Annotated in this window: 27 protein-coding genes and 1 pseudogene; 12 read left to right on the top strand and 16 right to left on the bottom strand. The window is 61.0% G+C overall.

Features of this window, described 5'->3' with window-relative positions:
- Window positions 1-108: 108 nt before the first annotated feature.
- From ACRB8A_RS00540 to ACRB8A_RS00555, 4 genes are all read right to left on the bottom strand, one after another.
- Window positions 109-1,347: a Dyp-type peroxidase gene (locus tag ACRB8A_RS00540; protein WP_285241217.1), complete on the bottom strand. Its 1,239-nt coding sequence runs from the start codon at window positions 1,345-1,347 to the stop codon at window positions 109-111.
- Window positions 1,347-1,937, bottom strand: a complete 591-nt coding sequence (locus ACRB8A_RS00545) for a copper chaperone PCu(A)C (protein ID WP_285241216.1) — start codon at window positions 1,935-1,937, stop codon at window positions 1,347-1,349. The genes ACRB8A_RS00540 and ACRB8A_RS00545 overlap by 1 nt, the downstream gene beginning before the upstream one ends.
- 81 nt (window positions 1,938-2,018) lie before the next feature.
- Complete coding sequence (locus ACRB8A_RS00550) at window positions 2,019-2,558, bottom strand: copper resistance CopC family protein (RefSeq protein ID WP_285241215.1); 540 nt, start codon at window positions 2,556-2,558, stop codon at window positions 2,019-2,021.
- Window positions 2,559-2,721: 163 nt separating this feature from the next.
- A complete protein-coding gene (locus ACRB8A_RS00555) occupies window positions 2,722-3,336 on the bottom strand; it encodes a hypothetical protein (RefSeq protein ID WP_285241364.1) in 615 nt (204 codons plus the stop codon).
- Window positions 3,337-3,867: 531 nt separating this feature from the next.
- Between ACRB8A_RS00555 and ACRB8A_RS00560 the strand changes: the two genes are divergently transcribed.
- On the top strand, window positions 3,868-4,047 hold the full coding sequence (locus ACRB8A_RS00560; protein ID WP_285241214.1) for a helix-turn-helix domain-containing protein: 180 nt from the start codon (window positions 3,868-3,870) through the stop codon (window positions 4,045-4,047).
- A 34-nt stretch (window positions 4,048-4,081) separates the two neighbouring features.
- On the opposite strand, the gene ACRB8A_RS00565 is transcribed toward ACRB8A_RS00560, so the two are convergent.
- Window positions 4,082-4,483, bottom strand: a complete 402-nt coding sequence (locus ACRB8A_RS00565; protein ID WP_285241213.1) for a nuclear transport factor 2 family protein — start codon at window positions 4,481-4,483, stop codon at window positions 4,082-4,084.
- An 80-nt stretch (window positions 4,484-4,563) separates the two neighbouring features.
- On the opposite strand from ACRB8A_RS00565, the gene ACRB8A_RS00570 reads away from it, so the two are divergent.
- Window positions 4,564-4,959, top strand: coding sequence for a winged helix-turn-helix transcriptional regulator (locus tag ACRB8A_RS00570; RefSeq protein ID WP_285241212.1), 396 nt, complete (start codon window positions 4,564-4,566; stop codon window positions 4,957-4,959).
- Between the two features lie 142 nt (window positions 4,960-5,101).
- On the opposite strand, the gene ACRB8A_RS00575 is transcribed toward ACRB8A_RS00570, so the two are convergent.
- A complete protein-coding gene (locus ACRB8A_RS00575; RefSeq protein ID WP_285241211.1) occupies window positions 5,102-6,037 on the bottom strand; it encodes an AEC family transporter in 936 nt (311 codons plus the stop codon).
- Between the two features lie 26 nt (window positions 6,038-6,063).
- Between ACRB8A_RS00575 and ACRB8A_RS00580 the strand changes: the two genes are divergently transcribed.
- From ACRB8A_RS00580 to ACRB8A_RS00590, 3 genes are all read left to right on the top strand, one after another.
- Window positions 6,064-6,597 carry a CGNR zinc finger domain-containing protein gene (locus ACRB8A_RS00580; RefSeq protein ID WP_285241210.1) on the top strand — a complete coding sequence of 178 codons (534 nt, stop codon included), beginning with the start codon at window positions 6,064-6,066 and terminating at the stop codon, window positions 6,595-6,597.
- 268 nt (window positions 6,598-6,865) lie between these two features.
- The gene (locus tag ACRB8A_RS00585) at window positions 6,866-7,237 is read left to right on the top strand and encodes a BlaI/MecI/CopY family transcriptional regulator (protein ID WP_285241209.1); all 372 of its coding nucleotides are present in this window, start codon (window positions 6,866-6,868) and stop codon (window positions 7,235-7,237) included.
- Between the two features lie 14 nt (window positions 7,238-7,251).
- Window positions 7,252-8,070 carry a M56 family metallopeptidase gene (locus ACRB8A_RS00590; RefSeq protein ID WP_285241208.1) on the top strand — a complete coding sequence of 273 codons (819 nt, stop codon included), beginning with the start codon at window positions 7,252-7,254 and terminating at the stop codon, window positions 8,068-8,070.
- A gap of 14 nt (window positions 8,071-8,084) precedes the next feature.
- On the opposite strand, the gene ACRB8A_RS00595 is transcribed toward ACRB8A_RS00590, so the two are convergent.
- Both ACRB8A_RS00595 and ACRB8A_RS00600 read right to left on the bottom strand, forming a co-directional pair.
- A complete protein-coding gene (locus ACRB8A_RS00595; RefSeq protein ID WP_285241207.1) occupies window positions 8,085-8,999 on the bottom strand; it encodes a copper resistance D family protein in 915 nt (304 codons plus the stop codon).
- Window positions 9,000-9,022: 23 nt separating this feature from the next.
- Window positions 9,023-9,568 carry a DUF5134 domain-containing protein gene (locus ACRB8A_RS00600; RefSeq protein ID WP_285241206.1) on the bottom strand — a complete coding sequence of 182 codons (546 nt, stop codon included), beginning with the start codon at window positions 9,566-9,568 and terminating at the stop codon, window positions 9,023-9,025.
- Window positions 9,569-9,688: 120 nt separating this feature from the next.
- On the opposite strand from ACRB8A_RS00600, the gene ACRB8A_RS00605 reads away from it, so the two are divergent.
- Genes ACRB8A_RS00605 through ACRB8A_RS00615 form a run of 3 tightly spaced genes read left to right on the top strand, consistent with a single transcriptional unit; the run spans window position 9,689 to window position 14,237 of the window.
- Window positions 9,689-9,904: a heavy-metal-associated domain-containing protein gene (locus tag ACRB8A_RS00605; RefSeq protein ID WP_432246074.1), complete on the top strand. Its 216-nt coding sequence runs from the start codon at window positions 9,689-9,691 to the stop codon at window positions 9,902-9,904.
- Between the two features lie 14 nt (window positions 9,905-9,918).
- Complete coding sequence (locus ACRB8A_RS00610; protein WP_432245380.1) at window positions 9,919-11,952, top strand: cytochrome c oxidase assembly protein; 2,034 nt, start codon at window positions 9,919-9,921, stop codon at window positions 11,950-11,952.
- Entirely contained in the window at window positions 11,949-14,237 is a 2,289-nt protein-coding gene (locus ACRB8A_RS00615; RefSeq protein WP_285241204.1) for a heavy metal translocating P-type ATPase, read from the top strand. The genes ACRB8A_RS00610 and ACRB8A_RS00615 overlap by 4 nt, the downstream gene beginning before the upstream one ends.
- 95 nt (window positions 14,238-14,332) lie before the next feature.
- Here ACRB8A_RS00615 and ACRB8A_RS00620 read toward each other — a convergent pair whose 3' ends face one another.
- The 3 genes from ACRB8A_RS00620 to ACRB8A_RS00630 all read right to left on the bottom strand — a co-directional run bounded on the left by ACRB8A_RS00620 (window position 14,333) and on the right by ACRB8A_RS00630 (window position 18,244).
- Entirely contained in the window at window positions 14,333-14,719 is a 387-nt protein-coding gene (locus ACRB8A_RS00620; protein ID WP_235504765.1) for an STAS/SEC14 domain-containing protein, read from the bottom strand.
- Window positions 14,716-17,268 carry an excinuclease ABC subunit UvrA gene (locus ACRB8A_RS00625; RefSeq protein ID WP_285241203.1) on the bottom strand — a complete coding sequence of 851 codons (2,553 nt, stop codon included), beginning with the start codon at window positions 17,266-17,268 and terminating at the stop codon, window positions 14,716-14,718. The genes ACRB8A_RS00620 and ACRB8A_RS00625 overlap by 4 nt, the downstream gene beginning before the upstream one ends.
- 130 nt (window positions 17,269-17,398) lie before the next feature.
- Entirely contained in the window at window positions 17,399-18,244 is an 846-nt protein-coding gene (locus tag ACRB8A_RS00630; RefSeq protein WP_056600816.1) for an SDR family oxidoreductase, read from the bottom strand.
- A gap of 117 nt (window positions 18,245-18,361) precedes the next feature.
- Between ACRB8A_RS00630 and ACRB8A_RS00635 the strand changes: the two genes are divergently transcribed.
- Entirely contained in the window at window positions 18,362-18,658 is a 297-nt protein-coding gene (locus tag ACRB8A_RS00635) for a winged helix-turn-helix transcriptional regulator (RefSeq protein ID WP_235504770.1), read from the top strand.
- An 87-nt stretch (window positions 18,659-18,745) separates the two neighbouring features.
- Here ACRB8A_RS00635 and ACRB8A_RS00640 read toward each other — a convergent pair.
- The 4 genes and pseudogenes from ACRB8A_RS00640 to ACRB8A_RS00655 form a co-directional block, all read right to left on the bottom strand.
- Window positions 18,746-19,009: pseudogene (locus ACRB8A_RS00640) on the bottom strand (DMT family transporter); the annotation flags it as partial.
- A gap of 30 nt (window positions 19,010-19,039) precedes the next feature.
- On the bottom strand, window positions 19,040-20,107 hold the full coding sequence (locus ACRB8A_RS00645; protein WP_056600817.1) for an LLM class flavin-dependent oxidoreductase: 1,068 nt from the start codon (window positions 20,105-20,107) through the stop codon (window positions 19,040-19,042).
- Between the two features lie 73 nt (window positions 20,108-20,180).
- Window positions 20,181-20,513, bottom strand: coding sequence for a hypothetical protein (locus ACRB8A_RS00650; RefSeq protein WP_285241202.1), 333 nt, complete (start codon window positions 20,511-20,513; stop codon window positions 20,181-20,183).
- Window positions 20,514-20,515: 2 nt separating this feature from the next.
- A complete protein-coding gene (locus ACRB8A_RS00655; protein ID WP_285241201.1) occupies window positions 20,516-21,154 on the bottom strand; it encodes an isochorismatase family protein in 639 nt (212 codons plus the stop codon).
- Window positions 21,155-21,299: 145 nt separating this feature from the next.
- On the opposite strand from ACRB8A_RS00655, the gene ACRB8A_RS00660 reads away from it, so the two are divergent.
- Complete coding sequence (locus tag ACRB8A_RS00660; RefSeq protein WP_056600822.1) at window positions 21,300-22,250, top strand: GlxA family transcriptional regulator; 951 nt, start codon at window positions 21,300-21,302, stop codon at window positions 22,248-22,250.
- Between the two features lie 142 nt (window positions 22,251-22,392).
- On the opposite strand, the gene ACRB8A_RS00665 is transcribed toward ACRB8A_RS00660, so the two are convergent.
- Window positions 22,393-22,596 (bottom strand): AbfB domain-containing protein, encoded by a 204-nt coding sequence (locus ACRB8A_RS00665; protein ID WP_082484437.1) that lies wholly within the window; start codon window positions 22,594-22,596, stop codon window positions 22,393-22,395.
- 337 nt (window positions 22,597-22,933) lie between these two features.
- Here ACRB8A_RS00665 and ACRB8A_RS00670 point away from each other — a divergent pair, with 337 nt between their 5' ends.
- Window positions 22,934-23,935: a LacI family DNA-binding transcriptional regulator gene (locus ACRB8A_RS00670; RefSeq protein WP_285241200.1), complete on the top strand. Its 1,002-nt coding sequence runs from the start codon at window positions 22,934-22,936 to the stop codon at window positions 23,933-23,935.
- A 155-nt stretch (window positions 23,936-24,090) separates the two neighbouring features.
- Complete coding sequence (locus ACRB8A_RS00675; RefSeq protein WP_285241199.1) at window positions 24,091-25,272, top strand: sugar ABC transporter substrate-binding protein; 1,182 nt, start codon at window positions 24,091-24,093, stop codon at window positions 25,270-25,272.
- The last annotated feature ends 27 nt before the right edge of the window (window positions 25,273-25,299 follow it).

Here is a 25,299-nt window from a genome sequence, read left to right on the forward strand (position 1 = left end):
CTCAAAGGAATGCTCGTGCCGGCTGGGATGACCGGGCGGAGCGTAGGGCAAGGGGCAGCGCACCGTGACCACCCTGTGGGGTGGTCACGGTGCTGAGTGAGTAATGGTTCAGGTGAAGAGTTGGTCCCCGATGAATCCGCCGGGTTGGCACCCCGGCGGGATGGCAAAGACGGCTGAGCCCACGGGGGTGGTCCACTCATTGAGCAGGTCCAGTTCGTCCAAACGGCGTTGGATCGGTACGAACTGCCGTTCCACGTCTGCCTGGTAGGAAACGAAGATCAGCCCGGAGTCGGACACCGCACCAGAAGTGGGCGCGGCGTCGTAGTTGAACGCCCTCCGGAAGATCCGCTGGGTTTCGTCGTCCGGGCGTGCACGGCGCAGGTGGGAGAACTCCGCAATGACCGGAAAACCCACAGGATTGACCGCCGCGAAGTCCGGTTCCTCGTGTTCAGTGGTTCCGGTCAGGGGAGCGCCGTTGGACAGCTTGCGCCCCACAGACTCTTCCCGTCCGGAACGGTCCAGTTCATCCCATTTGTCCAGGTTCATCCTGATTCGCCGGATGACTAATGACGTACCGTTCTGCGTCCACGCGGGGATCGCGTCAGTGCCGTAGACAACCTCTTCAAAATGTCCGGTACCGGCAGATGGGTTGGTTGTTCCGTCCACTTGGCCGAAGAGATTACGCATGGTGGTACCCGGCTTCTCAGTCCCGTAGGCCCGGCGAAACCCCGTTTGCACCCACCGGACACTGGTGAAGCTTCTGCTGTCCTTGAGCAGCATCCGTTGTGCGTGTGCCATGGTCAGGGGATCATCACCGCAGATCTGCAGCAGAAGATCTCCGCCGGTGAACTCCGGGACCAACCGGTCCACGGAGAACGCCGGGAGGTCCTTCAGCCATGCCGGACGACGCCGGGGGGCCACCACATCCACCAAAGCGGATCCGAAACCGAAAGTCACCGTCAGCCGCGCCGGGCGGAGGGCAAGTTCACCCTCAGTGTCCGCCAACGCAGCCTTGCCCTGGGTCAGGTTGGCAGCATCGTCGCTCAAGAGCTTCAAGAGAGCCTTCACACGCTGGGGCGTGGTCCCGGGTTGCAGATCCAGAGCAACGAAGACACCGTGCGCTTGGGCGTCGGTACCGACTCCGGCCTGCCGGGCCCCGTGAAAAGGAACCGTTTCAGAGCCGTTTGCATCGGGTGCTGCAGCTGGAGCCACGGTTTGCGTTTGCCCGGCCAGTTGCGCACCGACAGCGGCTAACGCCCCCACTCCGGCAGCTGCGCCGCCGAAGAGCAGATGACGTCGACGCACCCCGGCTTCGGGCCGGTCTAGGTCCTCAGAATGGGCGGACACTACTCGGACGGGGCCGGCGCAGCGGACTCACTGTGGCTGTGGTCCATGGAGTCATGGCCTGACGGGCTGGTTTCGCCCGGCATGTAGTTCTCGTTGGCGCCCACGAAGTCCTTGCCCTGGGCGGTGAAGTCAACCGTGCCGCCGTCGGACGTCTTCAGCTCAACACTGATGTCGTCCCCAGCGAGGACAGGCTTCGCCAGGCCCATGAGCATAAGGTGGTTCCCCCCGGGTTCAAGCGTCAGCTCACCCTTTGCAGGAATCACGAAGCCGCCCTGTTTGGCCTGCATTTGCATGGTGCCGTTGGCGCCCATGACGGTTTCGTGCAGCTCGACCATGGGCGAGGCCGCGGTGCTGGCACTGACAACCGTCACATCTTTGTCCGTTGTGTTGCGAATGGTGCCGAACGCTGCAGACATACCAGTATCTGCTGCCTTGACCCACGGCTCTGAGACGGTCAGCGCCGCGGCGTTTTGCGTTACGGACGCAGAAGCGGACGACGCCGGGTTGCTGCCTTGGGCGCATCCGGTCAGCACCAGCGCAGCTGCTGCAATGACGGGCAGGGCGAGGTAAAGGAAGTTCTTTTTTGACATGGTAATGCTCCTGGTGAATTCGGCTCTCCACAGAAACGCAGTGAGGTTCGTGGAGAGGAAAATTAGTATTTCAGTAAGGCGTCAGTTGCCCTTGGTCGCGGCTTTACGCACCCCGCGCACCACAGCCCACAGCAGATAGAGGGACAAGCCTCCGGCTGCACCTATTCCAGCGGCCAGTACCCAGCCGGGCCATGACAAAGGCTCACCGCTGGTGCCGGCAACTTGCGGTTGCGCCGCTGACTCCGGGATGGCGGTGGGCGCTGAGGTGCCGGCACCGGGTGCCGGGACGGAACCGGTTCGAGCGTCAGCTCCGACAAGGAACGAGTAACTGCCGTTGATCGGGTGCCCATCACTGGACACCACACGCCAACGAACCTGGTACTCACCAGGGGGCAGGTCCCCGGCCAGCGGCTGGGTCAACGTCTCCCCGGCCAGGACAGACTCTCCTTGGACCCAGTTCTTCGAACCGGAATCGACCACACGGATCTCATGACCGATCTTCAGCAACGGTGCGCTGAACTCTAAAGCGACACTCGACGGTGCGGTGGTAAACCGTTCGTTGGTGCCGGGGGTTGACGAAACCAACTCGTCGTGGGCGGAAGCTGATGGTGCGCCGACCAAGGTAAAACCAAGGCACAGCAACACGGCCAACAGCAGGGTGTTCCTGCTGCGTTCAGGAATCCGCCATGTGAATGAATGCAAGGAATGACTTGCCATGGCTGCTTCCCGCCCCGCGACCACCCTCGGCGGGCGGGGCTAAGTGGGTTGTGAAGGCGCGGTGCGCCTAGGACACGACCGGAAGCAGAGGCGGGCCGCGGTGCCGCATCACCAGCAAAGGGACACCAAGATTACGCAGAGGCCGTACAGGCCAGTCTGATGGGTTAAAAGGTGCTTCCGCTGACACCGCCAAAGGTTGGAACAAGGGCAGGAACGGGACCAGCCTCAGACCCAGCGCCTGGATCAGCCTGAGGGCAGTAACCTCACCATGCCGCAGCACTGCGATCGTCAGCACGGCCGCGATCGTGTGCCCCACCCACATCACTGGGTTGGCATGATCCATTCCTCCCGCAGCGGTGGCCGGATCCAGTATGACGTGGGCCGAATGTCCGGCGTGACCGGAAGATGGAACCGACGCCATAGCCGTATGGGACGAAGCGCCGAGACTGAAAAGTCCATGGAACAGGGCTTGGCTGAGAAGAACAGCGGCGCTCAGCCTCAAGAGGGACATTGATCTTCCGGCCAAAGCTGTGCACACCAACCCCGACAATGCCAGCGACAACAAGAAGATGACACCATCCGGGGAAGGGCCGCCAGCCGCGATGTGCGAGAAAGCAGCGATGAACGTTGCCGCAACGGCCGCGGCAAGGCCACGCAGCAAGCGCACCACACGTCCCGTCATCAGCTCCACTTTCGTCCACGGCAACCGAATCCATCACGGTCGCATCAACTCGCTGACCATACTACTTCTACAAAACGTCGAAATAGTAGAAATCGTTCAGCTACCGACATCGGCTCCATCTTTGCGGGCCCACCGTCGGAGTCATCCATGCAGGCTGTGAGACCTGGATCCAGCCACCGGGGAAAGCATCCGGGCGTCACGTGAAACGAACCGCCGCTACGAACGCGACGGCTGCAGCTGGCGGGCACATCGGGTTGGCCAGCATGCAGGGGCACTGCCGGATTTCGGCCGATGACGCGGGCAGCAGGATTCCTGGCAGCATCCGGCACGCCATGGAGTTGCGCCGTTGCCGTCAGTGTGTGGCGCCCAACTCGATGAGCAGGACTCCGGTGATGATGAGTCCCAACTCGGCCAGCATTATCGGTGTGAGCCGTTCCTTGAAGAAGACCCGGGTGTTCCGTGGAAGGTCGGTGTAGGCGTCGACGGTCTGGCGCTCGGCGGTGGTATGCAGGTGGGAGTCGATTTCATCCGGTGGCAGCAGCCCTGGACGAGGCCCGCAGGCTGCTCGAGCAAACCAAACTGACCGTTGACCAGGTAGCGGCTGCGAGCGGTTTCACCAGCACCGTCACCCTGCGGCAGAACTTCGCTTCCGCCTTCGCAACAACCCCCACCGACTACCGCAGGCGCTTCGAGGCACTGCCGTCCCCGTGACTGGCCGGCCGTTGTATGGGCCGGGCAGCTCTTGCTAGTTGTTGGCCTGGCCCCAGAAGTTGTCCTCTGCTGAAGGTTCTGAGGAGAAGAGGTGTACCTCTGTGATGGCTCCTTCGTGGACGGTGAGCAGGTCGAGTCCGGGCATGTCCATGGTCGCGTCCGGCCGTGATCCCGAAAACCGGACCGGTACGGCAACCAAGCCGCCGTTGACCATCGGCTCTCCCGTGACCGCAAGTTCGAATGTGCCTTGGCTTGCTTCCATCATGCCGCCCAGCAGGCTAGCGACGGCGTTGATGCCCTGGTGGGTGCCGGAGAACCGGTTGGCTCCTGGCTGGTACCAGATGATGTCCGGGCTCAGCAGCGCCATGGCTGCCGGGACGTCGCCGCGGCCCAGGGCATCGAAGTAATCGGTGGCGACGGTGGAAGGTGTACTCATGGGATTCTCCTAATAAAGTGAGGTAACACGCTCAATGGTTACATTTGGTATCCTGTTACCTCAACGTAACTGGAGGACTGATGACGAACGAACCGGCCTGGAATGTCATGGTGTCCACCTGTCCGTCCCGGACGTCCCTTGCAAAAATCGCCAATAAGTGGACCGCCATGATCGTGATCGCCCTCAGCGCGGGGCCCCTGAGGTTCGGGGAAGTACGCCAGACCGTGGACGGGATCAGCGGCAAGGTCCTCGCCGACACCTTGCGGGATCTGGAACGGGACGGGATTGTGAGCCGCACGTCCTATGACCAAATGCCTCCCCGGGTGGACTACGAGTTGACCACCCTGGGACGGTCCCTCCACGAACCGTTGGTGGCCCTTGGGCGCTGGGCGGAAACCCATATCGCCGAAGTCATGGCGGCCCGCGATTCGTACGACACACGGCCCGGCCCCGCCACGCTTCCCACCCGCACCTAGGGAAGCGCTAACAGCGACTGCCCCCTTCACCGAATGGGATCACCGGCGATGACTTGTTTTCTTGAGTCACGCCGTGACGAAATGGCCTACTGAACGACTGCCGTGGACACGCTGCCGGGGATCCATTTAACGTAGCCGGTCTTCACGGGTTGCCGGAGAGGAAATCCATGACCATGAGCGTGATGGGCAGCGTGGCAATCGAGAGAATGGTTTGTGTGCCGGTGATGGAGGCCATGAGCCTGGTGTCCCCACCCATTTTTGCTGCCAGCACGTACGCCGACGGGGCGGTTGGGACAGCGCTGATCAGCACGATGCTAGTCAACGTTGCGCCTGTCGCGCCGAGCAGGATAGCCAAGGAGGCGGCAGCGGCCGGAAGAATGACAAGTTTGAGTGCGGTGGCCACGCCGATGTCGAAGATGTCCCGTTTATGGAACGTCAGGTGCAGTGCGGCTCCGGCGATGAGTGTCCCACAAGCCAATGCAGGGGCGGAGAGCATAGTGACCGCTGATGAAATGAAGCCAGGTAGGGGGAGAGCAATAAGGTTCAGGACCAGCCCCAGGGCGCAGGCTTGGATCAAAGGGTTTTTGATCAATTCACGCCAGACAGGGACTTTTGGACTCGATGCCGCTTTATCTCCGTAAGCTGCCAGAACGCTCACGCTGATGATGTTGACCAGGGGGACCACAACGGCGCTGGCCAAAGCAAACGTAGCCACTCCCTCCAGGCCGTGCAGCGCTTGCGCGAAGATCAAACCAACGTAGGTGTTGATGCGAATTGAGCCCTGCACCATGGAGGTGAGTTGAGGGCCGTTGACCCGGAAAGGCCGTCGAAGGGCGAGGACTAGGCCAGTGACAAGGAGGATTGGTGGGGTCAAACTCAGCAGCAACGACCCGAGCGGAATGACGGTGAGGTCCGTACCCGCGATGGATGTAATGAAAAGCGCCGGCGTAAATATCCGGTAACTCATCCACTCCAATCCCCGCCAAAAACCGGGCTCCCTCAAGTACCGGTGCCGCAGCCAAGCGCCCAGGCCAAGGATGAGGACAATGGGAACAATAGCCGTAGTTACGAGGTTCATTTCAGAAACTATGGTGCAATGGTTTAGTGCAGTTCAACCATGACAATATGACAGGGCCGCTGCTTGCTGTGGATCTCGTAAATTTCGCCGGCGGGACGTGGACCGTCGATGGCGCCCAGGAAATTCTCAGAAAGCATCAGATCCGCAGAGCCTCATTGACCAGCTCCACATCAGAATCCTTGCAGGACTGGGCTGGACGCTTACGAGCCGCCTTTGAGGCCATCGACGTAGGGACCCGCTGCCGGGTGATTAACGGACTGCTGGATGCAGGAGCAATGCGGGCGTATCTGAGTACTCACGACCAGTTGCGTCCGCACCTGCATTTCGCGCCTGATGATGATGATGTCCTTGCTCGGGTTAAGGCGGTGACTGCCGGGGGGCTCGCTATTTTCGCTGTCGAATCCGATGGCGCCAGGCTTGGGATCTGCGCCCGCGGTTCCTGCGGCATCGTCTTCGTGGACACCAGCCGTAACGGCCTGCGGTCCTATTGTTCCACCCGGTGCGGAAACAACGATGCAGTCCAGCGCCATCGCAAGACTCTGGCGCACGGTAAAAGCTAACGGTGGGCTGCTCCTGTACTGGCCGCCCGGCTTCGTTCGGATAAGAACTCATCGACGGGACCGCCGATTGCGGGTGGCCCCTGGCGGCATCGGCCATGAACGAGGCAAAGATGCCTCGTAAGAATCTTGTCCAGGCGCTTGAACGGGCGTTACGCAGCGCGGGATGGTGGAGCAGGGAAACAACCATCTTGATCGAGGCAGCGGTGAACCTGCGCCGCCGGGGTGACACCGCCGAATACCATAGAATACTGATCAATAGGAGGTATCCATGGCCAGCACCCGCGTTCGCGCCAGGGGTGAGCTTGAGACAGAGGTTATGCGCCTGCTTTGGGCGGAAAGCCAGCCTGTCAGTGCGAATGAACTTGCACAGAAGTTTCCGGCCCCGCAGCCTGCCTACACTACCCTCATGACTGCTTTGTCCCGGCTGGAGCGGAAAGGCCGCGTTGTCAGGTCCGGGGATTCCCCGCGGAAGATTAAATTCAGCGCCTCACGTTCCGATGAGGAGCATGCCAGCGAAACAATGATGACGGCGCTGGGCGGGGCCGGTGACAGGCGGGCAGCGCTGCTTGCTTTCGCCGGCAATCTTAATGACGAGGATTTGGATCTTCTTCGGGCAAATTTCGGAACGATATCTGAGTAAGTCGGAGGTACTTCATGCTGCTGACCGCGTTGGCCTGCGTAGCCTGCGCTGCCCTGATAGCGTATTTCGCCCCCTCGCTCATGACCGTGGGAAGGTGGCAGCTCCTTCATCCAAGAAGGGCCCTTGCGGCATGGTTCGGTGCATTTTTTCTCGGAGTGGCGCTTTGCGCGGCTGCCTTGGTGCTCAGTGTTGGTGGTGCCGTTTCAGCCTCCGTTTCCACTCCGGTCCTCGACGCCATTCTGTTGACGCTGGGCGGATGGTTGAGTCTTGCTCTTTTCGGTGCGCTTGCGTTCTTTGTGGTGTCGTCGGCTGCGCCGGTGGTGGCTCTGGAGCGGATGAGCAACGCGACCTTGGCTTCCGTAGCTACCAGTCGGGAGGAATTTGCCGGCTACACGCTGGTCCGTTTCGAATCATCCGATGAAATCGCCTATGCCATACCGGGAAAGCGCCCCGCCATCTTTCTTTCGTCAGCCATGGAACGTGCCCTGACGCCACCACAGCTGCTGGCTGTGGTGGCGCATGAGTATGCGCACCTGCGGCAGCATCATGGATTCGCGATGCTGGTAGCAAAAATCAACGCTGCCTGTCTGCCTGGAATGAACCAAGGAAAATCACTAAAGCGGGCCACGACACTCCTCGTCGAGCTCGCCGCCGATGACGCAGCTGCGCGGCAAGTGGGCGCTGTATTTCTTGCAAACGCCCTGGTCACCCTGTCCCGGAACTCCGGGGACCAGTCGATGCGGCTCCGCGCTGAACGGCTTGCTGGAAAACAATGGCCCCGGCGCCGCGGGATCGTCCGACACGATCCGGAACGAAAGCTCCTGGCGAGATAGCTTTGAGGTCGGGTTCAGTGGGAGTGAGAGGGACTGGTACCCGTCAGGACAGCTGTAATCACAGCCACGACCACCAGCAACAACAACTCGTATGCCAGGGTCCGGCGCAGCGACGACCATTCGGAGCCGGAGGACGTTGCCAGATGGCGTATGAGGCCCATCCGGTTCCAGAGAGCGACTGCTACAGCAGCGAACACCAACCCCACTTTCACCAGCAGCATCCGCCCGTAGCTTCCGGACAAAAGCTGAGCCGGTCCGTCAAGGATCAGGAACGCCATAACCACACCTGAAACCGCCAACAGAACCACGCTCACCAAGGCGAATCCAGAGAACCTGACGACCACGGCCGCCAGTTTGAAAGCCTCAGGCGGGGTGGCGGGGAGTCTACCTAGCCGCAGCAACAGACCGAGGAGACCGCCCAGCCAGACCGCTGCCACGGCCAGATGCGTCAAGTCTGCCGCGAAGATCAGCCACGCAGGCTGTTGACTGCGGGTATGTCCCGAGAGGACCGGGATACCCAGGCATGCCAGCACCACGAGCGGGAAGACGAACCTGCTCCACGCGGCGGGTTCTGCCGCACGAACAATCAGTAACGCTGTCGGTGCCGCCACAAGAAGCACCAGGGCTGCCTGCACCGATGGTGGGTACAGGTAGGCGCCCCACTCGCTCGTATCCCATGCCGCGGAGAATGGCCGACCGGCGATCCGGAGAGCGGTCAACGGCACCAGCAGTAGCGTGGCCGCAGTTCCGGCCAGAAGAAACACGCACGGCACAACACGCATGAACAATTTACTGCGCTGGCCAGCCGGGACGATCCATCGTTCAAAGACCACGAGCCCTGCAAATGCGATGAGCCCAATGTACTGGCAAGCCGTCAGCCAGTCCACGGTTGCATTGACGGTGGGATCCTCGGTGGGGAAGTCCTGCACAACCCATTCCAGGGCCGTTCCGATCAGTGAGCTAGCATCAACCAACACATCACCGCCATTCCAGCGTGCATGGCAGTTCCGGCAAGTTCCGCTGTTCCCGAACCAGTGCTGCGCGGAAGGACAGTATCTGCGAAGAAGACGACAGCAGCCACTGCAAGAATCACCGTAAGGATCAAACCGATCACCAACATCCCGCCTGTAATGGTGGTGTGGTGCACCCCACCACCGGCAGGCATGGCAGCAATCATCCACACCATGGCCGTCATCATGGCCAAGTGTGCGAAGTCGTGCCATACCTGCGATAGCCGGGAAGCGTCCCGCCGCAGGTCTATAACGAGGCAAGCTGTGCACCAGAGTGCGCCGGCTAAGAAAACGGCCATTTGTGGGCTCTTGGGCCAAAGGTTCCACCACGGCCAGCACATGGCCATCATGATCAGGCTCATCATGGCATGAAGAACGCCGTCAACAACGCCCCGTACACCCCGGGCTTTTAAACGCGCAAGAGATGTTGCAGTGGTGCCGGCAAAAAGGGCGGAAAGTAACCACTGCCATGTGGGGTCCTGGATCAATGGAATATTCTCCTGCCGGTCTCGAAGGCTAATCTACAACATGTAGAATACTATCTCTACATGTTGTAGACTTGCGGGCGGATCGGCGAACAATAAGGAGCGGTGGGCACCATGGAAACGATGGAAATCCGAGTCGACGGAATGACGTGCTCACATTGTGAGAAAACAGTCGCGGACGGGCTCTCGCGGGTTCCGGGAATCGGGGGTGTCACCGCCGATGCCGCTACTGGCCGCGTCGGGTTCCACCTGGATGGACCTGTTCAGCGTCAGAGCATTGAGAATGTGATCACAGAAGCCGGGTTTGTCTTGGGCGTCTGGCCGGACCGGAATCCGTGACAGCAGCACCAATCTTGTTTGATCCCGCTATTGACGGCAAGCGCATCCATCGCAACCGTCGCGCAATATTTTCGGTAGCCGCAGGGAGCCTGGGGTTAATAATGACTCCGCCGATAACCTCCGCCATATCTGCGGGAAGCGAAGCCTACGAGAAACTGCATACCAGTTTTCCCGGGCTCGACGTGGCCGTGTCCACTGGTGCCGCGCAGGCTGCGGCTGATCTTTTCGCTGCTCTGACGGTCGGTGCGCTCCTGATGTTGTTATTCTTTCGGGACGCCCACGGAAAAACTTCGCCGACGCTAGGCTTCTCCGTGGAGATGCGGGTCCTGCAGGTGGCCTCTGCCGGGTGGGCAACGATGTCGGCGGCCATGGTGCTGATGGAGATGCTGGACACTTCGGGTTTTCCGTTCGGAAGCCTGGCTAGCCCCGACGTTGTACCCTTCCTCTACGGCGGAGGCGACGCGCCAAAGGCGTGGACCATCTCGGCCGTCGCCGCCTCTGTTGCCTTCGCGGCGAGTATCTTCGCCGAGCGTTGGAACGGTCTGCTTATAGCACTGTGGGCCACCGGATTCGGAGTTCTGGCACCTGTCGTCGTAGGCCAGACACTGGTGGGACCCAACCATGACTTTGCCAACGATGCAGGAGCCATCCAGACTCTGTTGACAACAACTGTATTCGGGCTTTCCTTTGTCGCCGCCCTGCGGGTGGCCTCCGGCCACCTCATAGCGCCCATAATTGTCCTGCGCCTTTACAAAACCATGGTTCTGACAACATCCATGATCATCGTTTTCGACGTGCTCCTGACGTGGTTCAAGCTCGCCGGGACCGGCCTGTTCGATTCATCGACAGGCTGGCAAATCACAGCGCGGTGGGTTTGCCTTGTGGCTCTCGCTGGCGCGTCAGCATGGGGCTGGTTCTACTGGCAGCAACGGAGCCTGACCGACAGGCGTATCAACCGCATCCTAGCCCTGTGTACCGCCGCCGGCAGTGGTTGGATCGGTGTTACTGCCGGTATGGCGCGGATCCCGCCGCCGCATTATTTCCAGCCCACCACCATCACTCAGATCCTTCTCGGGTACAACGTTGAACAGGCACCCACGGCAGCCATCCTGTTCACGGAGTGGCGTCCTAACGTGCTGTTCCTCGTGATGGCTGCCACTGGCGTGCTGGTGTATCTTTTGGCAGTCCGTACCCTGATCCGAAGGGGCGACAAATGGCCGGTTGGGCGGACCGTGTCATGGCTCGCAGGGTGGGCCACAGTGGTGTTCGCCACCAGTTCCGGATTCGGTAAGTACTCCGCGCCAGACTTCGGCATCCACATGATCGTGCACATGAGCCTGAATATGCTCGCACCCATCCTGCTGGTGATGGGCGGGGTCCTCACCCTGCTCCTGCGTGCCGCGACGACCCAGCCCGGCACTCCGGTGGGCCTGCATTTCTGGATTACCCAGGGCATGCATTGGCCGGTACTGCGCCTGGTGTACAACCCCTTGGTCGTCTTTGCGCTTTTCGTAGGCTCCTACTACGGGCTCTACTTCTCCGGCATATTCGGTGAGTACATGCGCTTCCACTGGGCACATCAGCTCATGAACGTGCACTTCCTCATCGCCGGATACCTCTTCTACAGTCTCGTCATCGGTGTGGACCGGCCACCACGGCCGCTGCCGCATATCGGCAAGCTCGGCTTCGTTTTCGCGGCCATGCCATTCCACGCGTTCTTCGGCGTCATCCTGATGTCCAGCACCAGCATCATCGCTGAGAACTTTTACAGGTCACTCGCGCTGCCCTGGTCAGACCTTCCGTCCTCACAATACTTTGGCGGCGGTGTCGCCTGGGCCGGAGGGGAACTGCCGCTGCTGCTGGTCATTATTTCCCTGGGTATCCAGTGGTCCCGGCAGGACGCAAAAGATGCCCGACGCAAAGACAGGCACCTGGACGAGGGCCGCGACGACGAATACGAGGCCTACAACCGGATGCTCGATACACTCGCGGCCCGCCAGGAAACTCAACTCGCAAACCCGCTCGTCCAACGAAGGGAAAAGCCATGACCGTCGAAGCCCCCACCGGGCCACCCTTGCAATTAAATATTTCAGGGATGACCTGTGCCGCTTGCGCCGGAAGGGTCGAAAAGGCCCTCAATCGCCTCGACGGTGTCACCGCAAGCGTTAATTATGCCACTGAGCGGGCCTGGATAACAGGCATGCCGGCAGGTCGGGTAGCCGAAGCAGTGGCAAAGGTCGAGAAAGCAGGTTACGGCGCGCAACTCCATGATGACGCCGATGACCAGTGGTCACGCCGGGCCAACGAGGTCCGGGTTACCTCACTGCGCCGCCGGCTGCTGCTGGCTGCTGTGCTGACGGTCCCCTTAATGGATATCACCATCGTTTTCGCTCTTGTCCCCGGATGGCGGTTTCCGGGCTGGGAATGGCTTTGCCTTGCCCTCGCGCTGCCGATTGTGACATGGGCGGCATGGCCATTCCACCGGACCACGCTCCGGAATCTCCGCCACGGCAAAGTCACTATGGACACGCTGGTGTCATTGGGCATTGCCGCATCCTTCGGCTGGGCCCTCATCACGCTTGCCTTGGGTATCGAAGGCGGCAGCGGATACTGGCTGGGGTTTGGAACCGTTCCTGCGGGCGCCAACTCAATCTATCTGGATGTTGCAGCAGGGATGACCACATTCCAACTGGCAGGCCGCTATTTCGAAACCCGGTCCCGGCGGAAAGCCGGCGACGTACTCGGTGCTTTGTCGCGCCTGGCACCAACCACCGTCCGGGTCTTCGAGGACGGCTACGAACGGCTCAAGCCTGTGCACGAGCTACGCAGGGGAGACACGTTCGTTGTTCTTCCCGGCGAAGCGATCCCGGCCGACGGACTCATCACCTCGGGACGTGCATCGGTAGATACCAGCATGCTGACCGGCGAACCCCTGCCCCGCGAGTCCCGGACAGGGAACACCGTAGTAGGCGGAACCATCAGCACCAATGGACGGCTCCAAGTGCAGGCCACCTCAGTGGGCGCGCACACCCAACTGGCGCAGATGGCAGCGCTGGCAGAACAGGCACAAGCCAGAAAAGCCAACGTCCAGACCCTCGTCGATAGGATCACCGCATACTTCGTTCCAGGGGTCATCACCCTCGCGGTCCTCGTTACCGGGGCATGGCTCCTCAGCGGCGCAGAACTCTCCCAAGCGTTCGGCATAGGTATCTCCGTCCTCATTATTGCCTGCCCCTGCGCCCTTGGGCTGGCAACCCCTACAGCCCTTATGGTCGGCATCGGGCGCGGGGCAACCCTCGGAATTTTGGTCAAAGGCCAGGACGCTCTGGAAGCCAGCGGCCGGATCACCACGGTGGTTCTGGACAAAACGGGAACCCTGACTACCGGAAAAATGACAGTGCACTCCGTGACGCCACTGGCCGCCTTCACGGAGTCAGAGGTGCTGCGCATCGCGGCCACCGTAGAGCAGGGTTCCGAACACATGATCGGCCAAGCCATCGGCCGCGAGGCTCGTTCCAGACACCTGATGCTCAGTGACCTTGTTGACTTCGATGTTCACCCCGGCCGCGGTGCCACAGCATCCGTAGACGGCAGCGCAGCGCTCGTGGGAAATCTTGCCTATCTGAGTGAAAATTCCGTTTCCGGCCTGCAGCCCCTGGCTGGCCCGTTAGAGCAGGTCCAAAGCAGTGAAACCTCCGTCTTCGTTGCCTACCGGGGCGAATTGATCGGAAAGATCGAACTGGCAGACACCATCAAGGCCGACGCTGCCAAAGCCGTTGCTGCCCTGCATGGGCTGGGCCTGAAGACAGTTCTGCTCACGGGCGACTCGGATGCCGCGGCGCAGCGGATCGCCGCGCACACCGGAATCAAACACGTCTACAGCGGTGTGTTGCCTGCAGAAAAAGCCGCTATCGTCCGTGGCCTAAAGGATGAGGGTAACCGGGTGGCCATGGTCGGCGATGGAATCAACGACTCCGTGGCCCTCGCGGCCTCTGACCTTGGACTGGCGGTAGCCACAGGGACGGATATCGCGCTTAAGTCCGCCGACATCATTCTGGTGCGGGAGGACCTGTCCGTTATCCCTGATGCAATCGCACTTTCCCGGCGCACCCTTATGACCATCCGGATCAACCTGCTCTGGGCCTTTGGCTACAACATAGCGGCTCTGCCGATCGCAGCCGCCGGACTCCTGAACCCTCTGATCGCGGCCGGCGCCATGGCGCTGTCATCAGTTCTGGTGGTCTACAACAGCCTCAGGCTCCAAAACTTCCGAAGTACACGGGACCACCACGCCATCAGAGAAGCATCCGGTGTACGGGGTAATCCTGGCTGAGGAGGGTGCCCGGGCAGGTGTGGTCAGAACTTGCATGGACCGGCAATGACGGGCAGCAGGCCTGAACTGTCCTTCAGAGATGTGTCCATCCGTCCTCAGTGTTCTGGCTGCGGAGCTGACGCCAGGATCCAGTCCAGGGCCTCGGTTCTGCGGGTGAAGAAACGGGTTGGGCACGGGTAAGAATGGGCGCTACGGAAATTAGCGATCATCCAGTCGACAGGGCCGGCACCGAGCAGGGCAATTCGTGAGGCTGCGGTGGGGGTGGAGAAAGCTGCACGGGCATGATGGCTAACCGTTTTTACATCTGCCATTTCCGCCAATAGCGGCATCGCCAGTCCCTTGCTGATCTTGTTGACTTCAGCCATGGCGCTTTTGACGTCGTCAACGTCAAGGCTGGACCCTGGTTGCCAGACGAGGTGAATCACGCCGTCTTCACGGATTCCCAGGCTGGCTTTGCCGCCCACGATGGATGTCGTTTTCACTCTGGGCGCTCTCTTCGGGTGGGGGTTGTTCGCAGCAGTGCGGCGAGATGGCGGCCGGTGATACTTGCCGGGTCAGCGGCGACTTGTCCGGGGGTTCCCGTGGCGATGATCTGTCCGCCGTTGCTTCCGCCGCCGGGTCCGAGGTCGATAATGTGGTCGGCGTTGGCGATTAGGTCCAGGTCGTGGTCGATGACGATCAGTGTTGCCCCGGTAGCCAGCAGCATGTCGAAAACCCTCAGGAGGTTGCGGACGTCGCGGGGATGCAGTCCAACAGAAGGCTCGTCGAAGACGAACACTGTTCCTTTGTGGTTACGGCCCAGTTCCGTAGCAAGTTTGAGTCGCTGCGCTTCACCGCCGGAGAGGGCTGGAGTGTCTTCTCCTAAGGTGAGGTAACCGAGACCCAGATCGATGAGGGTTTTCAGTTTGCGTTGGACCTTGGTTATTCCGGTGAGCAGATGGGCGGCATCAGCGACGGTGGTCCCGAGCATCGCAGGAAGCGAACGGTGGTCCAGGGAAGTGGCCAGGACAATGTCGTTTGCTGCGGGAGAATACCGGGTACCCATGCAGTCCGGGCAGGGGATATCAACGTCGGGAAGGAACTGGACGTCGAGAACAATTTGCCCGGTGCCTTCACACCGCGGACACCGCAGCGTTCCGGTGTTGTATGAAAAGTCGCCGGCCAAGAGCCCCCGCTGCCGCGCTTCGGGCGTAGCGGCATACGCCTTGCGCAGCTCGTCCAGTATGCCGCTGTAGGTGGCGATGGTTGATCGGACGTTAGTTCCGATCGGGGTGGCATCAACGACGTCGGCGCGGGTCACACCCGCGCTGTCCAGGAAAGTCACATGCGGCGGGAGGGCTTCGCCGCCGTGCGCCGCGGCCAGTGCCGGGACCAGACTCTCCAGTATCAAGGTGGTCTTACCGGATCCGGACATACCGGTTACAGCCGTCAGCCTGCCCAGCGGAATCGAAGCTTCGAGAGCGTGCACGGTGTGGATCGGCGCCGTTGCGAGCCGGATGGTCCCGGCGTCGAAAACGTCCTGCGCTGGCCTCTGCTGGCGGATCTGGACAGTTTCTTTTCCGGAGAGATAGCTCCCGATGACCGATTCCGGGTTCCGGCTGATGTCTTCGATGGATCCGGTGGCCGTCACCGTACCGCCGTTGGTCCCGGAACCGGGTCCAATTTCGATCATCCAGTCAGCTTCACGGAGAACCTGCACATCGTGGTCCACGAGAATTACCGAGTTGCCGTCGGCGAGAAGGTCCCGCATGACTCCGATCAGGCCCTCGACGTTGGCGGGATGAAGACCAATCGAGGGTTCATCCAATACGTACAGCACGCCGGTGGTCTGGTTGCGGACTGCCCGCGCGAGCTGCACGCGCTGCCGTTCGCCGGTGGAGAGGCTCGAGCTGGCCCGGTCGAGGCTGAGATAACCCAGTCCCAGCTGGACCAGCCGATCGGCCATCCCCGTGTACTGGGTAATGATCATCCGAGCCATCGGGTGCATCTCCGGCGGCAGCGTGTCAACGGCTGCCGATACCCAAAGGACCGTCTCATCAAGAGTCTTTGCCGTGATTTCTGCAAGGTTGCTGCCGGCGACCTGCGTGCTGCGGGCGGCCGTTGACAGGCGGCTCCCGTGGCAGGCGGGACACGTCTGGGCCGTCATGAATCTGTTGACTCGTGTGAAGCCCTTCTCGGATGTGGCGTTTTTCAAGGCTTCTTGTACGGCGAGCCGGGCATTGCGGTACGTGAAGTCCAGCTCGAACAACTTGCCGTTCTTGGACCTAACGGCAATGTGTCTTTTCTCCTCCGGTCCGTGCAGCACAATGTTACGTTCATGCTCGGTGAGGTTCGTGTACGGTACGTCCGTTCGCACTCCCAGTTCGGCCACAACCTGGGGCATGACGGTAAGCCCGAACATTTTCCAGGGCGAAACTGCACCCCCGCCAATGGTGAGCGACTCGTCAGGAACGAGGGTGCTGTCATCGACTTCCCTGACAGTGCCCGTTCCCGAGCAGTTCCCGCAGGCACCATCGGAATTAAACGCCAGCGATTCAGCTCCCGGCGGGTAGAACACGGACCCGCATTCCGGACAGGTCAGGTCGAGGTTAGCTGCGACATCGATAGTGGGGTCCAGCCGGTGCCCGTTCGGACATGTGTGTGAACCCAAGCGCGAAAACATGACCCGCAAGACATTCAGAAGCTCCGTTGAGGTGCCAAAGGTGGACCGCATGCCGGGGACACCCGGCCTCTGTCTCAGCGCCAGGGCGGCGGGAACATGCCGCACTGAGTCCACGGCTGCCCGGGTCGCATGTGCCATCCGCCGCCGCGTGTAAGTCGAAAGAGCCTCAACATAGCGGCGTGAACCCTCGGCATAAAGGACCCCCATCGCAAGCGAGGACTTTCCGGAGCCGGATACACCGGCGATGGCCACGAGCCGGCGCAGCGGCACGTCGACGTCGATGCTGCGAAGGTTATGCACCCGGGCCCCGCGGACCGAAATCACCATAGGGCTGTCGATCTCCGGCCTGTCGATGTGGTCAATCCCCACGCTGCTCCTCCGGAAACCGTCGTCCTGACTCGAATATTTCACATCACCTCAACCCTATGGTGCACCCGGCTCCCTGAAACCAGGGTGCCGGACGATCATTATTGTGGACGGGGAAGCTATGGTTTCTGGTTCAGGGCTGGAGAGCCAACTCCCGCAGCCACTCCTCGACGGTGCGCGGCGCGATTCCGAGGAGTTTCTGCGCGGAACGCGGTTCAGCGATGACGTCACCAGGCTGGGATTGCCGGTGTTCGTATGCCTCGACCACTGGCAGGACACCGGCTTCGCCAAAAAGCGGGACGGTGGCGATACCAAATTCCTGCGGGGTAATGCTTTCGTACCTGACTTCAGTACCCAGGTAAGCGCTGAATCCCCGGGCAAGGTCCGCGCCGGAGAGTGCGGGCAGGGAGCCCACCGACACGTTCCCGGTGATTCCACTTTCAGTCAGGAGCCTGACGACAACATCAGCGACATCCAGATGGGAACTCCAGGAGGCCTTGTAGCCGCTCTTCAGGGGATATTTCAGTGTGCCCTCTTTCTTCACGACGTTCATCACCGGCGGCAGGAGGAGGTTTTCCAGGTAGAGGCGTGGTTCGACGACCGCGTAGGACAACCCGCTGGCACCGAGGTAAGCGGCCAGAATCGCATGTGCAGTCAAAGGCGATTCCGTAGAAGCCGGGTAGCCGCTCGTGGAGAACACGACCCTGGCCGGCCGGGTCTTCTCCAACGCGCCTGCAACGTTACGGGCAAAGTCTTCCTGTGCGCCGGGGGCAGCAAGGGGAAGATGGATAAACACACCGTCAGCGCCGGCGTAGGCGGCGGTCAGCGATTCAACGGAGGTGAAATCCACACTCACCGCTTCTCCGGCGACACCGGAGGCATCGCGTACCGCGGCGACAGGCAAGTGACCTGCTGCCTTGAGGGCGTTAAGGACGGGGGAACCTTGGGCGCCGGTAGCGCCATGCACGATAATTTTCATGTATTCATTAGTGCATACTATGCATCGGTTACATCAAGTGCACTAATGGTAAATTTATGTATGACTTTCTGCGCTTCGAACTTTCCCGGCTGTGGCGTCGCCCGTTTTCTGGGTCTCATGAATGGACCTTGGGCCACACTGATCGTTCGCGAGCTGCTGGGAGGACCGCTCAGGTTCGGCGAAATCAAGGACCGACTGACCGGCATCAGTGCACATACGCTGACGAACTCTCTGCGGAAGTTCGAAGACCATGGCCTGCTGACCCGGACCGTCTACCCGGAAATCCCTCCCAGGGTGGTTTACGAACTGACCCCGGCTGGTCAGGAACTGCGGACGGTCTTGAATTCCATGAACGACTGGGCGCTGTCCGTCCCCATGGTTGCGCAGATGCCGGATTCTACTCACGCCTTGTAGAGGACAGGCGAGGGAGCACCCGCTTGCCGGTACCGGTCGGTGGGAACCGAGTTCCACACACAAAACCCCGCCGATAACCAGGACTATTCCCACCATCATGAGCGGCTTGAGTGGTTCGCCAAAAAGCAGGGTGGCCAGCAGTACGGTGAGCGTGACCCCGATCGCCGCCCAGATTCCGTAGGCGACACCGAGCGGCATACCCTGGCGGAGGGTGCCGGCCAGAAAGCCAAAGGAGGCGATGTAGCCCACAACGACGACTGCGATGAAGGCAGGGTTGTCGAGTGCGGCTTTCATGGCAAGGGAAGCGGTGACTTCACTGCAGATGGCCCCGGCAAGGAAGATCCATTTCATGTCGGTTTTCCCGGCGTCCGAGGGTGGGCGCTACAGGCGAGGGAAGTCATAGTAATCCGCCATCAGAGTCAGTGCGTCCAGGTCAAGGGCGGATGAGTGGCCCCCGACGACCAGCATGATCTCATCGACTCCGGTTCGTTGGTGCAGGTTTTCGAGGCGGCTGGCCACCATGGCGGGTGTTCCGTGAAAGGTACGGTCGGTGTAGGCGTCGACGATCTGGCGCTCGGCGGTGGTATGCAGGTGGGAGTCGATTTCATCCGGTGGCAGCAGCAGGTAGCCTTCCCCTCTGAACATCCGCAGCATGGCCATGGCTGAGGTAGCCGCCTGCCTCTTCGCTTCAGCCGTGTCTGTGCTGATGGCAGCGGGCACGCTGACGAGGGTGTGTGGCGCGGTAAGGACCTCCGAGGGGTCGAAGCTCTGGCGGTAGACGCGCATCGCCGTATCGATGTCAGCGTCCCCGAACTGCAGGGCGAAGGCGTACGGGAGACCAAGCTGGCCTGCAAGGCGCGCGGAGTAGGGCGACGAGCCGAGTATCCACGGTTCCGGTGCCGTCAGCGGGGCGGGGACCTGGTTCTCCCGCGCCTGCCACGGGCCGGGAACGGCATGGACGTCCACAAACGGGTGGCCGGCTGGAAAGTTGTCCCCGAGGAAGCCAAGCAGTTCCAGTACCTGGTGCGGGAACCCGTCGTTGGCGTCCGCGTTCCTGCGCAGTGCCGCCGCCGTTCTCTGGTCAGTGCCGGGCGCACGGCCCAGGCCCAGATCTATCCGGCCGGGTGCCAGGGCATCCAGCATCCCGAATTGCTCGGCTATCAGCAAGGGTGCATGGTTCGGAAGCATCACCCCGCCGGCCCCCAGCCGGATGCGCGCTGTTTCCGCGGTAAGGCGGGCGATCATCAAGGACGGTGAGGACACCGACGTCGCACCCATCCCGTGGTGCTCGGACATCCAGAAGCGGTGGTACCCCCGCTGGTCCGCGGCTCGCGCCAGGGAAACGGTGCCTGCGAGGCCCTCGGTGGCTGTGGTTCCCACGCCTGTGCCGCCAGCGGACAGGACAGATAAGACAAAGGGTGCCGTGCCGGAGTTTTTCCCGAACTGCATTTTACTGAAACTCCTTGTGGAAATTCTTCCTGGAACCGGTCTGAACGGCCCTGGATGGTGTGGTGTGGCCGAACTACGGCGTCGAGAGATGGCGGATGGCTGACAAGAGGACCTCAATTTCCCTGTGCCCGAGTCCTGGAACCAGTGATCCAAGCGATACCTGTTCAGCGTCGGCGACGGAAGCCACCAACGTCAGGAAGTTCCTCTCGTCCGCGGGAAGCGACGCGGCATAGGTGACGAGCGCCGGGAAGTTCACCGCAGCCGGCGTTTTGAGCAGGCCGGGACGGATCCACGGCTGGCCCAACGCCGCGAACTTTCCGTCATAGCCCCGAATCAGCATCTCTGTCGCTGCAGCGTGCATCGGGCTATGCCGTGCATGCGCCCGGAGTTGTTCGTGGAGCTCCACGCTTAGAGCCGGGCTGCCTGCTCAGCGCCTGCGATGGCGGAGCTGCCCAGGTCGCTGCCGGTGGTTGGCTCCCCTGCGGCAAGCGCCGCGGTCCAGGTTGCCGTGGTGGAAACGTGGGCCCAGTTTGAGTTGAGGACCGCCATCAGCGTTTGGTGCACGGTTTTGGCCGCGGCGGCACCGGCGTTGTTGGCGATGTTGATGGCACCTGTCGCATCCGAGATGACCTCTGTGGCAAAGCCAAGGAATTCTGCGTCCGCTGCTGAGGCGAGAATGCAGTTGTTGGTCATGTAGCCCACCAGCGTGACAGTGTCCACGTCCTGGCTGCGGAGCCATTCGGCCAGGTCCGTGCCGGCATAAACGGAGCTGTAGTGCTTGGTGAGCAGCTTCCAGGAGTCAGCCTTGCGGTTTTCCACCTCAGGGTGCAGTGCAAAGGCAGGGGTCCCCGGATCAAAAACGGGCGCACCTTCTCCTGCGCTGTGCTGAACGGCCGCTACCGGTATTCCGGCGGCCGCGGCGGCATCAATGGCCTGCCCGATATTTGCCAGCGACTCAGCAGGCCGGGGGTAGTGGATCTCGAGCGGACCGCTGAAGTACTGCTGCTGGATGTCCACAATGATGAGTGCGCGGCGGGGCGTGGTCACAATAATTTCTTCTCCTAGGTCGTTGGCGTCCGGCAGGACCCCTGGCTTCCATTGTTCGGGTGCCCGCCCCCGGCTACCAGTGGCATGAATGCTGCCTTACGATGGATTTGCGCCAAAACTATTCCTGAGCCCACCCTGGAGCGTTATGAAGATCGCCATCTATGCTTTCGACGGCGTGCCCATGTTCCACCTCGCGGTTCCACAAATGGTTTTTGAAGAGGTCAAGCGCCAAGGGCACCCGTGGTCCACCGAGCTTTTTTCAGACGGCGCGGACTCCTTGGTGACCGCCGAGGGCTATCAACTCAGCGGAATTTCCGGGCCCGAAGCTGCTGTCAACGCCGATGTTGTGGTGATCCCATCGTGGTACGGCGGCGACAGGACTGCTGGGGCCGGCCTGCAGGCACTCCTCGTGAACGCACACCGGGAAGGAGCCACCATCATGGGCCTATGCCTCGGGGCGTTGGCCGTGGCTGATGCCGGCCTTCTTGACCACCGGTCAGCCGTAACGCACTGGAACGCCGTTGGGGCTCTTGCCCGGCGGCGCCCGGCTGTCTGCGTTGACCCTTCGGTCCTGTACATCGACCACGGGGACGTCATCACCTCGGCGGGCACCGCGTCGGGGATTGATGCCTGCCTTCATCTGGTGCGCAGGAGCCTCGGCGCCGCAGCGACCAACTCGGTCTCCCGCGCACTGGTGGTGGCTCCCCACCGGGAGGGCGGGCAGGCGCAATACATTGAACGCCCGGTCCGCCCGCAGCAGACAGGCGATCCCATTTCCAATGTCATCGGATGGGCGCTGAACAATCTTTCCGAACCTCTCACCATTGAGCAATTGGCTCTTCAGGGGCACATGAGCCGAAGGACCTTCATCCGCGAATTCCAGGTCAGCACAGGCACAACGCCGGCGGCATGGGTCCGCAGCCGGCGCCTGGACGAGGCCCGCAGGCTGCTCGAGGAAACCAAACTGACCGTTGACCAGGTAGCGGCTGCGAGCGGTTTCACCAGCACCGTCACCATGCGACAGAACTTCGCTTCCGCCTTCGCAACAACCCCCACCGACTACCGCAGGCGCTTCGAGGCACTGCCGTCCCCGTGACTGCCGGCAACCGCACCAGCCGGGAAGCCCCGGCCCCGGGAGCTGCCCTCCGCTGACGGATCGGAGGAGAAAGGCGAACCTCCGCAATTGTCCCTCCGCGCACGGGGAGCAGGGTCGAGTCCCACCTAATCGTTTGTTCAGGTCAACGGACGTTGCGGAACGTAGCATCACTCCGAGAGGTATTGGAAGTGATTGGATCTATTCGAAGGCGGAAATCAGCATGCCGAAGGTAGCGGTCGGGGAAATTGTAGGACTGGTACGAACTGGCAGTTGCATCTGCCAAGGTGTCCGTCGGAGAAACGCGGGCCCAGTTGGAGTTGAGGACCGCTATCAGCGTTTGGTGCATGGTTTTACCCCGGCGGCACCGGCACTGTTGGCGATGTTGACCAGCAATTACATCCGAAAGACCATGCCAATTGGCGTCAAGCCAACACCGATACCGCTGGTGCTAAGCCATTGCCACGGGGTCGACCTTTCGCTCGAATGGCATTGGCGCCTGCGGCCATACACTTGATTCGAAGTTCAAGCCCTGACAGCTGATTGTGGGGGCTTGCCTTGATTCCCCCGGCCTCAAGGGAGGCAGATCGAGGATACCGGTGAACAGCTGCGCTGCCTACTTCACCGTGAATCGGTACTCTGGAGACAGAAGGGGAAGTCATTGATGATGTACGTGAGGAGTGTGGGTGGTAACAAGCAAGGACGTGGCGGCCCGTGCCGGTGTGGCCCAGAGCACGGTTTCTTACGTTATGAGTGGGAAGAGATCCATCTCGCCGGAAACCCGCGCCAAAGTCGAAGCTGCGATAGCAGAGCTTACATACCACCCAAATGCTGGAGCGCGCGCCCTAGCAAGCAACAGGACGAGCGTCATCGGCCTCGTGGTCAGTATGTCCCGGACAACGGAGATGGCCGGTTTGCTGCCCTTCATCGAGGCAATAACTTCGGATGCCCGTGTGCGCGATCATGACGTCGTACTGGTAACCGAGGAGGCTGGAACGGCAAGCCTGGAACGACTCTCGGGAAGGTCGCTGGTTGATGCCATCATTCTCATGGACGTGCACCTGCATGACGCCCGGCTTGAGCGGGCGGCTCAGCTGGCTGTCCCTGTTGTCCTCATCGGCCTCGCAGAAGATAACCATGGCCTGGACGCCGTCGATTTCGACTTTGAAGCTGCCGGCATTATGGCTGCGGAAGAACTGCTGGACCGGGGCTACACCCGGGTCGTGGTAATAGGTGAGCCGCCTGAGGTGAACGTGCGTGCGTACGGCTTTATCGCCGGGTTCGAACGGGGCGCGCTGGAGGCGTGCCACCGGCGGGCTGCGGAAGCTGAAGTGCTTCGGCCCGCAGCCCCGGGGTGGAATGCATTCTTGGCCGAGGTCTCAGAGCAAATCGGTAAAGCAAGGACTTCACGGGTTGGTTTCATCGCCCGCACGCCCCAAACTGTGGCGTGGGTATTGCAGTTGCTCCTCATCGGGCATCTCGAACCTGGCCGGGACGTGGGCTTGGTCGGCATGTGTACTGACGAAGACTCTGAAACCTTCAGCACCCCTGTCACGAATGTCTCCCCGAGGCCGCGGGAAGTGTCGTACGCGGCCATGAACCGCGTGTTCGAACTATTGGACGGAGCCGAGCCGGGCGGCCAGATTCAACTGATCCCGCCGCGGCTCACTCGCCGCTGCACGACCTAACCCGAGTTACAGCAAAGCAGCACCCCCTTCCTAAAAGAATTGTTTCATGCTATTTTCGATGCGTATCGAGTCGATACGCATCGATTAATTTTTCTGATAGATAAGGCGAGATGATGACTCAAAGGCGAGGCAGGGTTCTGCGGACGGCTGCGGCTGTGGCGGTTCTTTCCACGGCATGTGGTGTAGCCGGATGTGCTCCGACATCGAGCGGCCCTGAAGATGCGCAAACAGTCTTGTTGCAGCGTCCCGCAGGTTCCACTAATGACACGAAAATTTATGACTCGGTTCTTGCCACGTGCGAAAAGACTACCGGGATCACTATCAAGACTCAGGACATCCCCAGTAGTGGCTATCTGGCCAAAGTCCTTCAACAGGCTTCCTCCAAAACCCTGCCCGACGTATTAATGCTGGACAACGGGGAGGTACCTCAGATCGCCGAATCGGGGGCCCTTGCACCCCTGAAGCCATTGGGCGTTACGACCAATGGATTTGCTGAAGGTGTAGTGCAGGCTTCGACTTACGGAGGTGAACTGTATGGAGTGCAGCCCGTGGCTAACACGATCGCATTGTTTGTGAACACCGAACTCCTTGCGGCAGCTGGGCTGAAAGCCCCTACAACATGGGATGAATTGAAAAGAACGGCTTCTATCCTCACCAAAGGCGATACTTATGGCGTCGCTTTTTCCGCAGCCGCGTCTGAGGAAGGAACATTTCAGTTCCTTCCGTTCTTCTGGTCCAACGGCGGCGATGAGACCAACATTCCCACTAGCGAAGGTGCGGCCGCTCTTCAGCTGTGGAAGGACCTCGTGATCGCCCATGCGGCATCGGAATCGGTGCTGACCTGGACGCAGGCGGATGTCAACGACCAGTTCATCGCAGGCAAGGCTGCGATGATGATCAATGGGCCGTGGCAATTTCCGTCCCTGGATAAGGCCGGAGTCAAATACGAGGCCGTGGCCCTTCCTGCTCCTCAGCCGGGTGCTGAAATTGTTTCTCCGCTCGGGGGCGAGACTTGGACGGTTCCTGTCACCGGCAATAAGGAAAAGATGGCTTCAGCTGCCCAGGTGGTGCAGTGCCTGGGGTCCGATGCAAGCCAGCTCGAGCTCGGATCCGGGCGAAACCTCATCCCAACGAATGAGAATCTCGCGGGACAGTATGCGCAAGAGAATCCCAAGATGAAGGGCTTCGTTGACCAGATTCCCGGTCTTCGTGCACGCACCGCCCAGTTGGGCCCGGATTACGCCAAAGCGTCCCAAACCATCTACACCGCCATCCAGGATGTACTTACAGGAGGAGCGGAACCTTTGGAAGCTCTGCGTCGAGCGGAAACCAAATAGCAATGGCCACGATGGCCGGACCAGTCC

Source organism: Arthrobacter sp. G.S.26 (assembly GCF_050847375.1).
Taxonomy (GTDB): Bacteria; Actinomycetota; Actinomycetes; order Actinomycetales; family Micrococcaceae; genus Arthrobacter.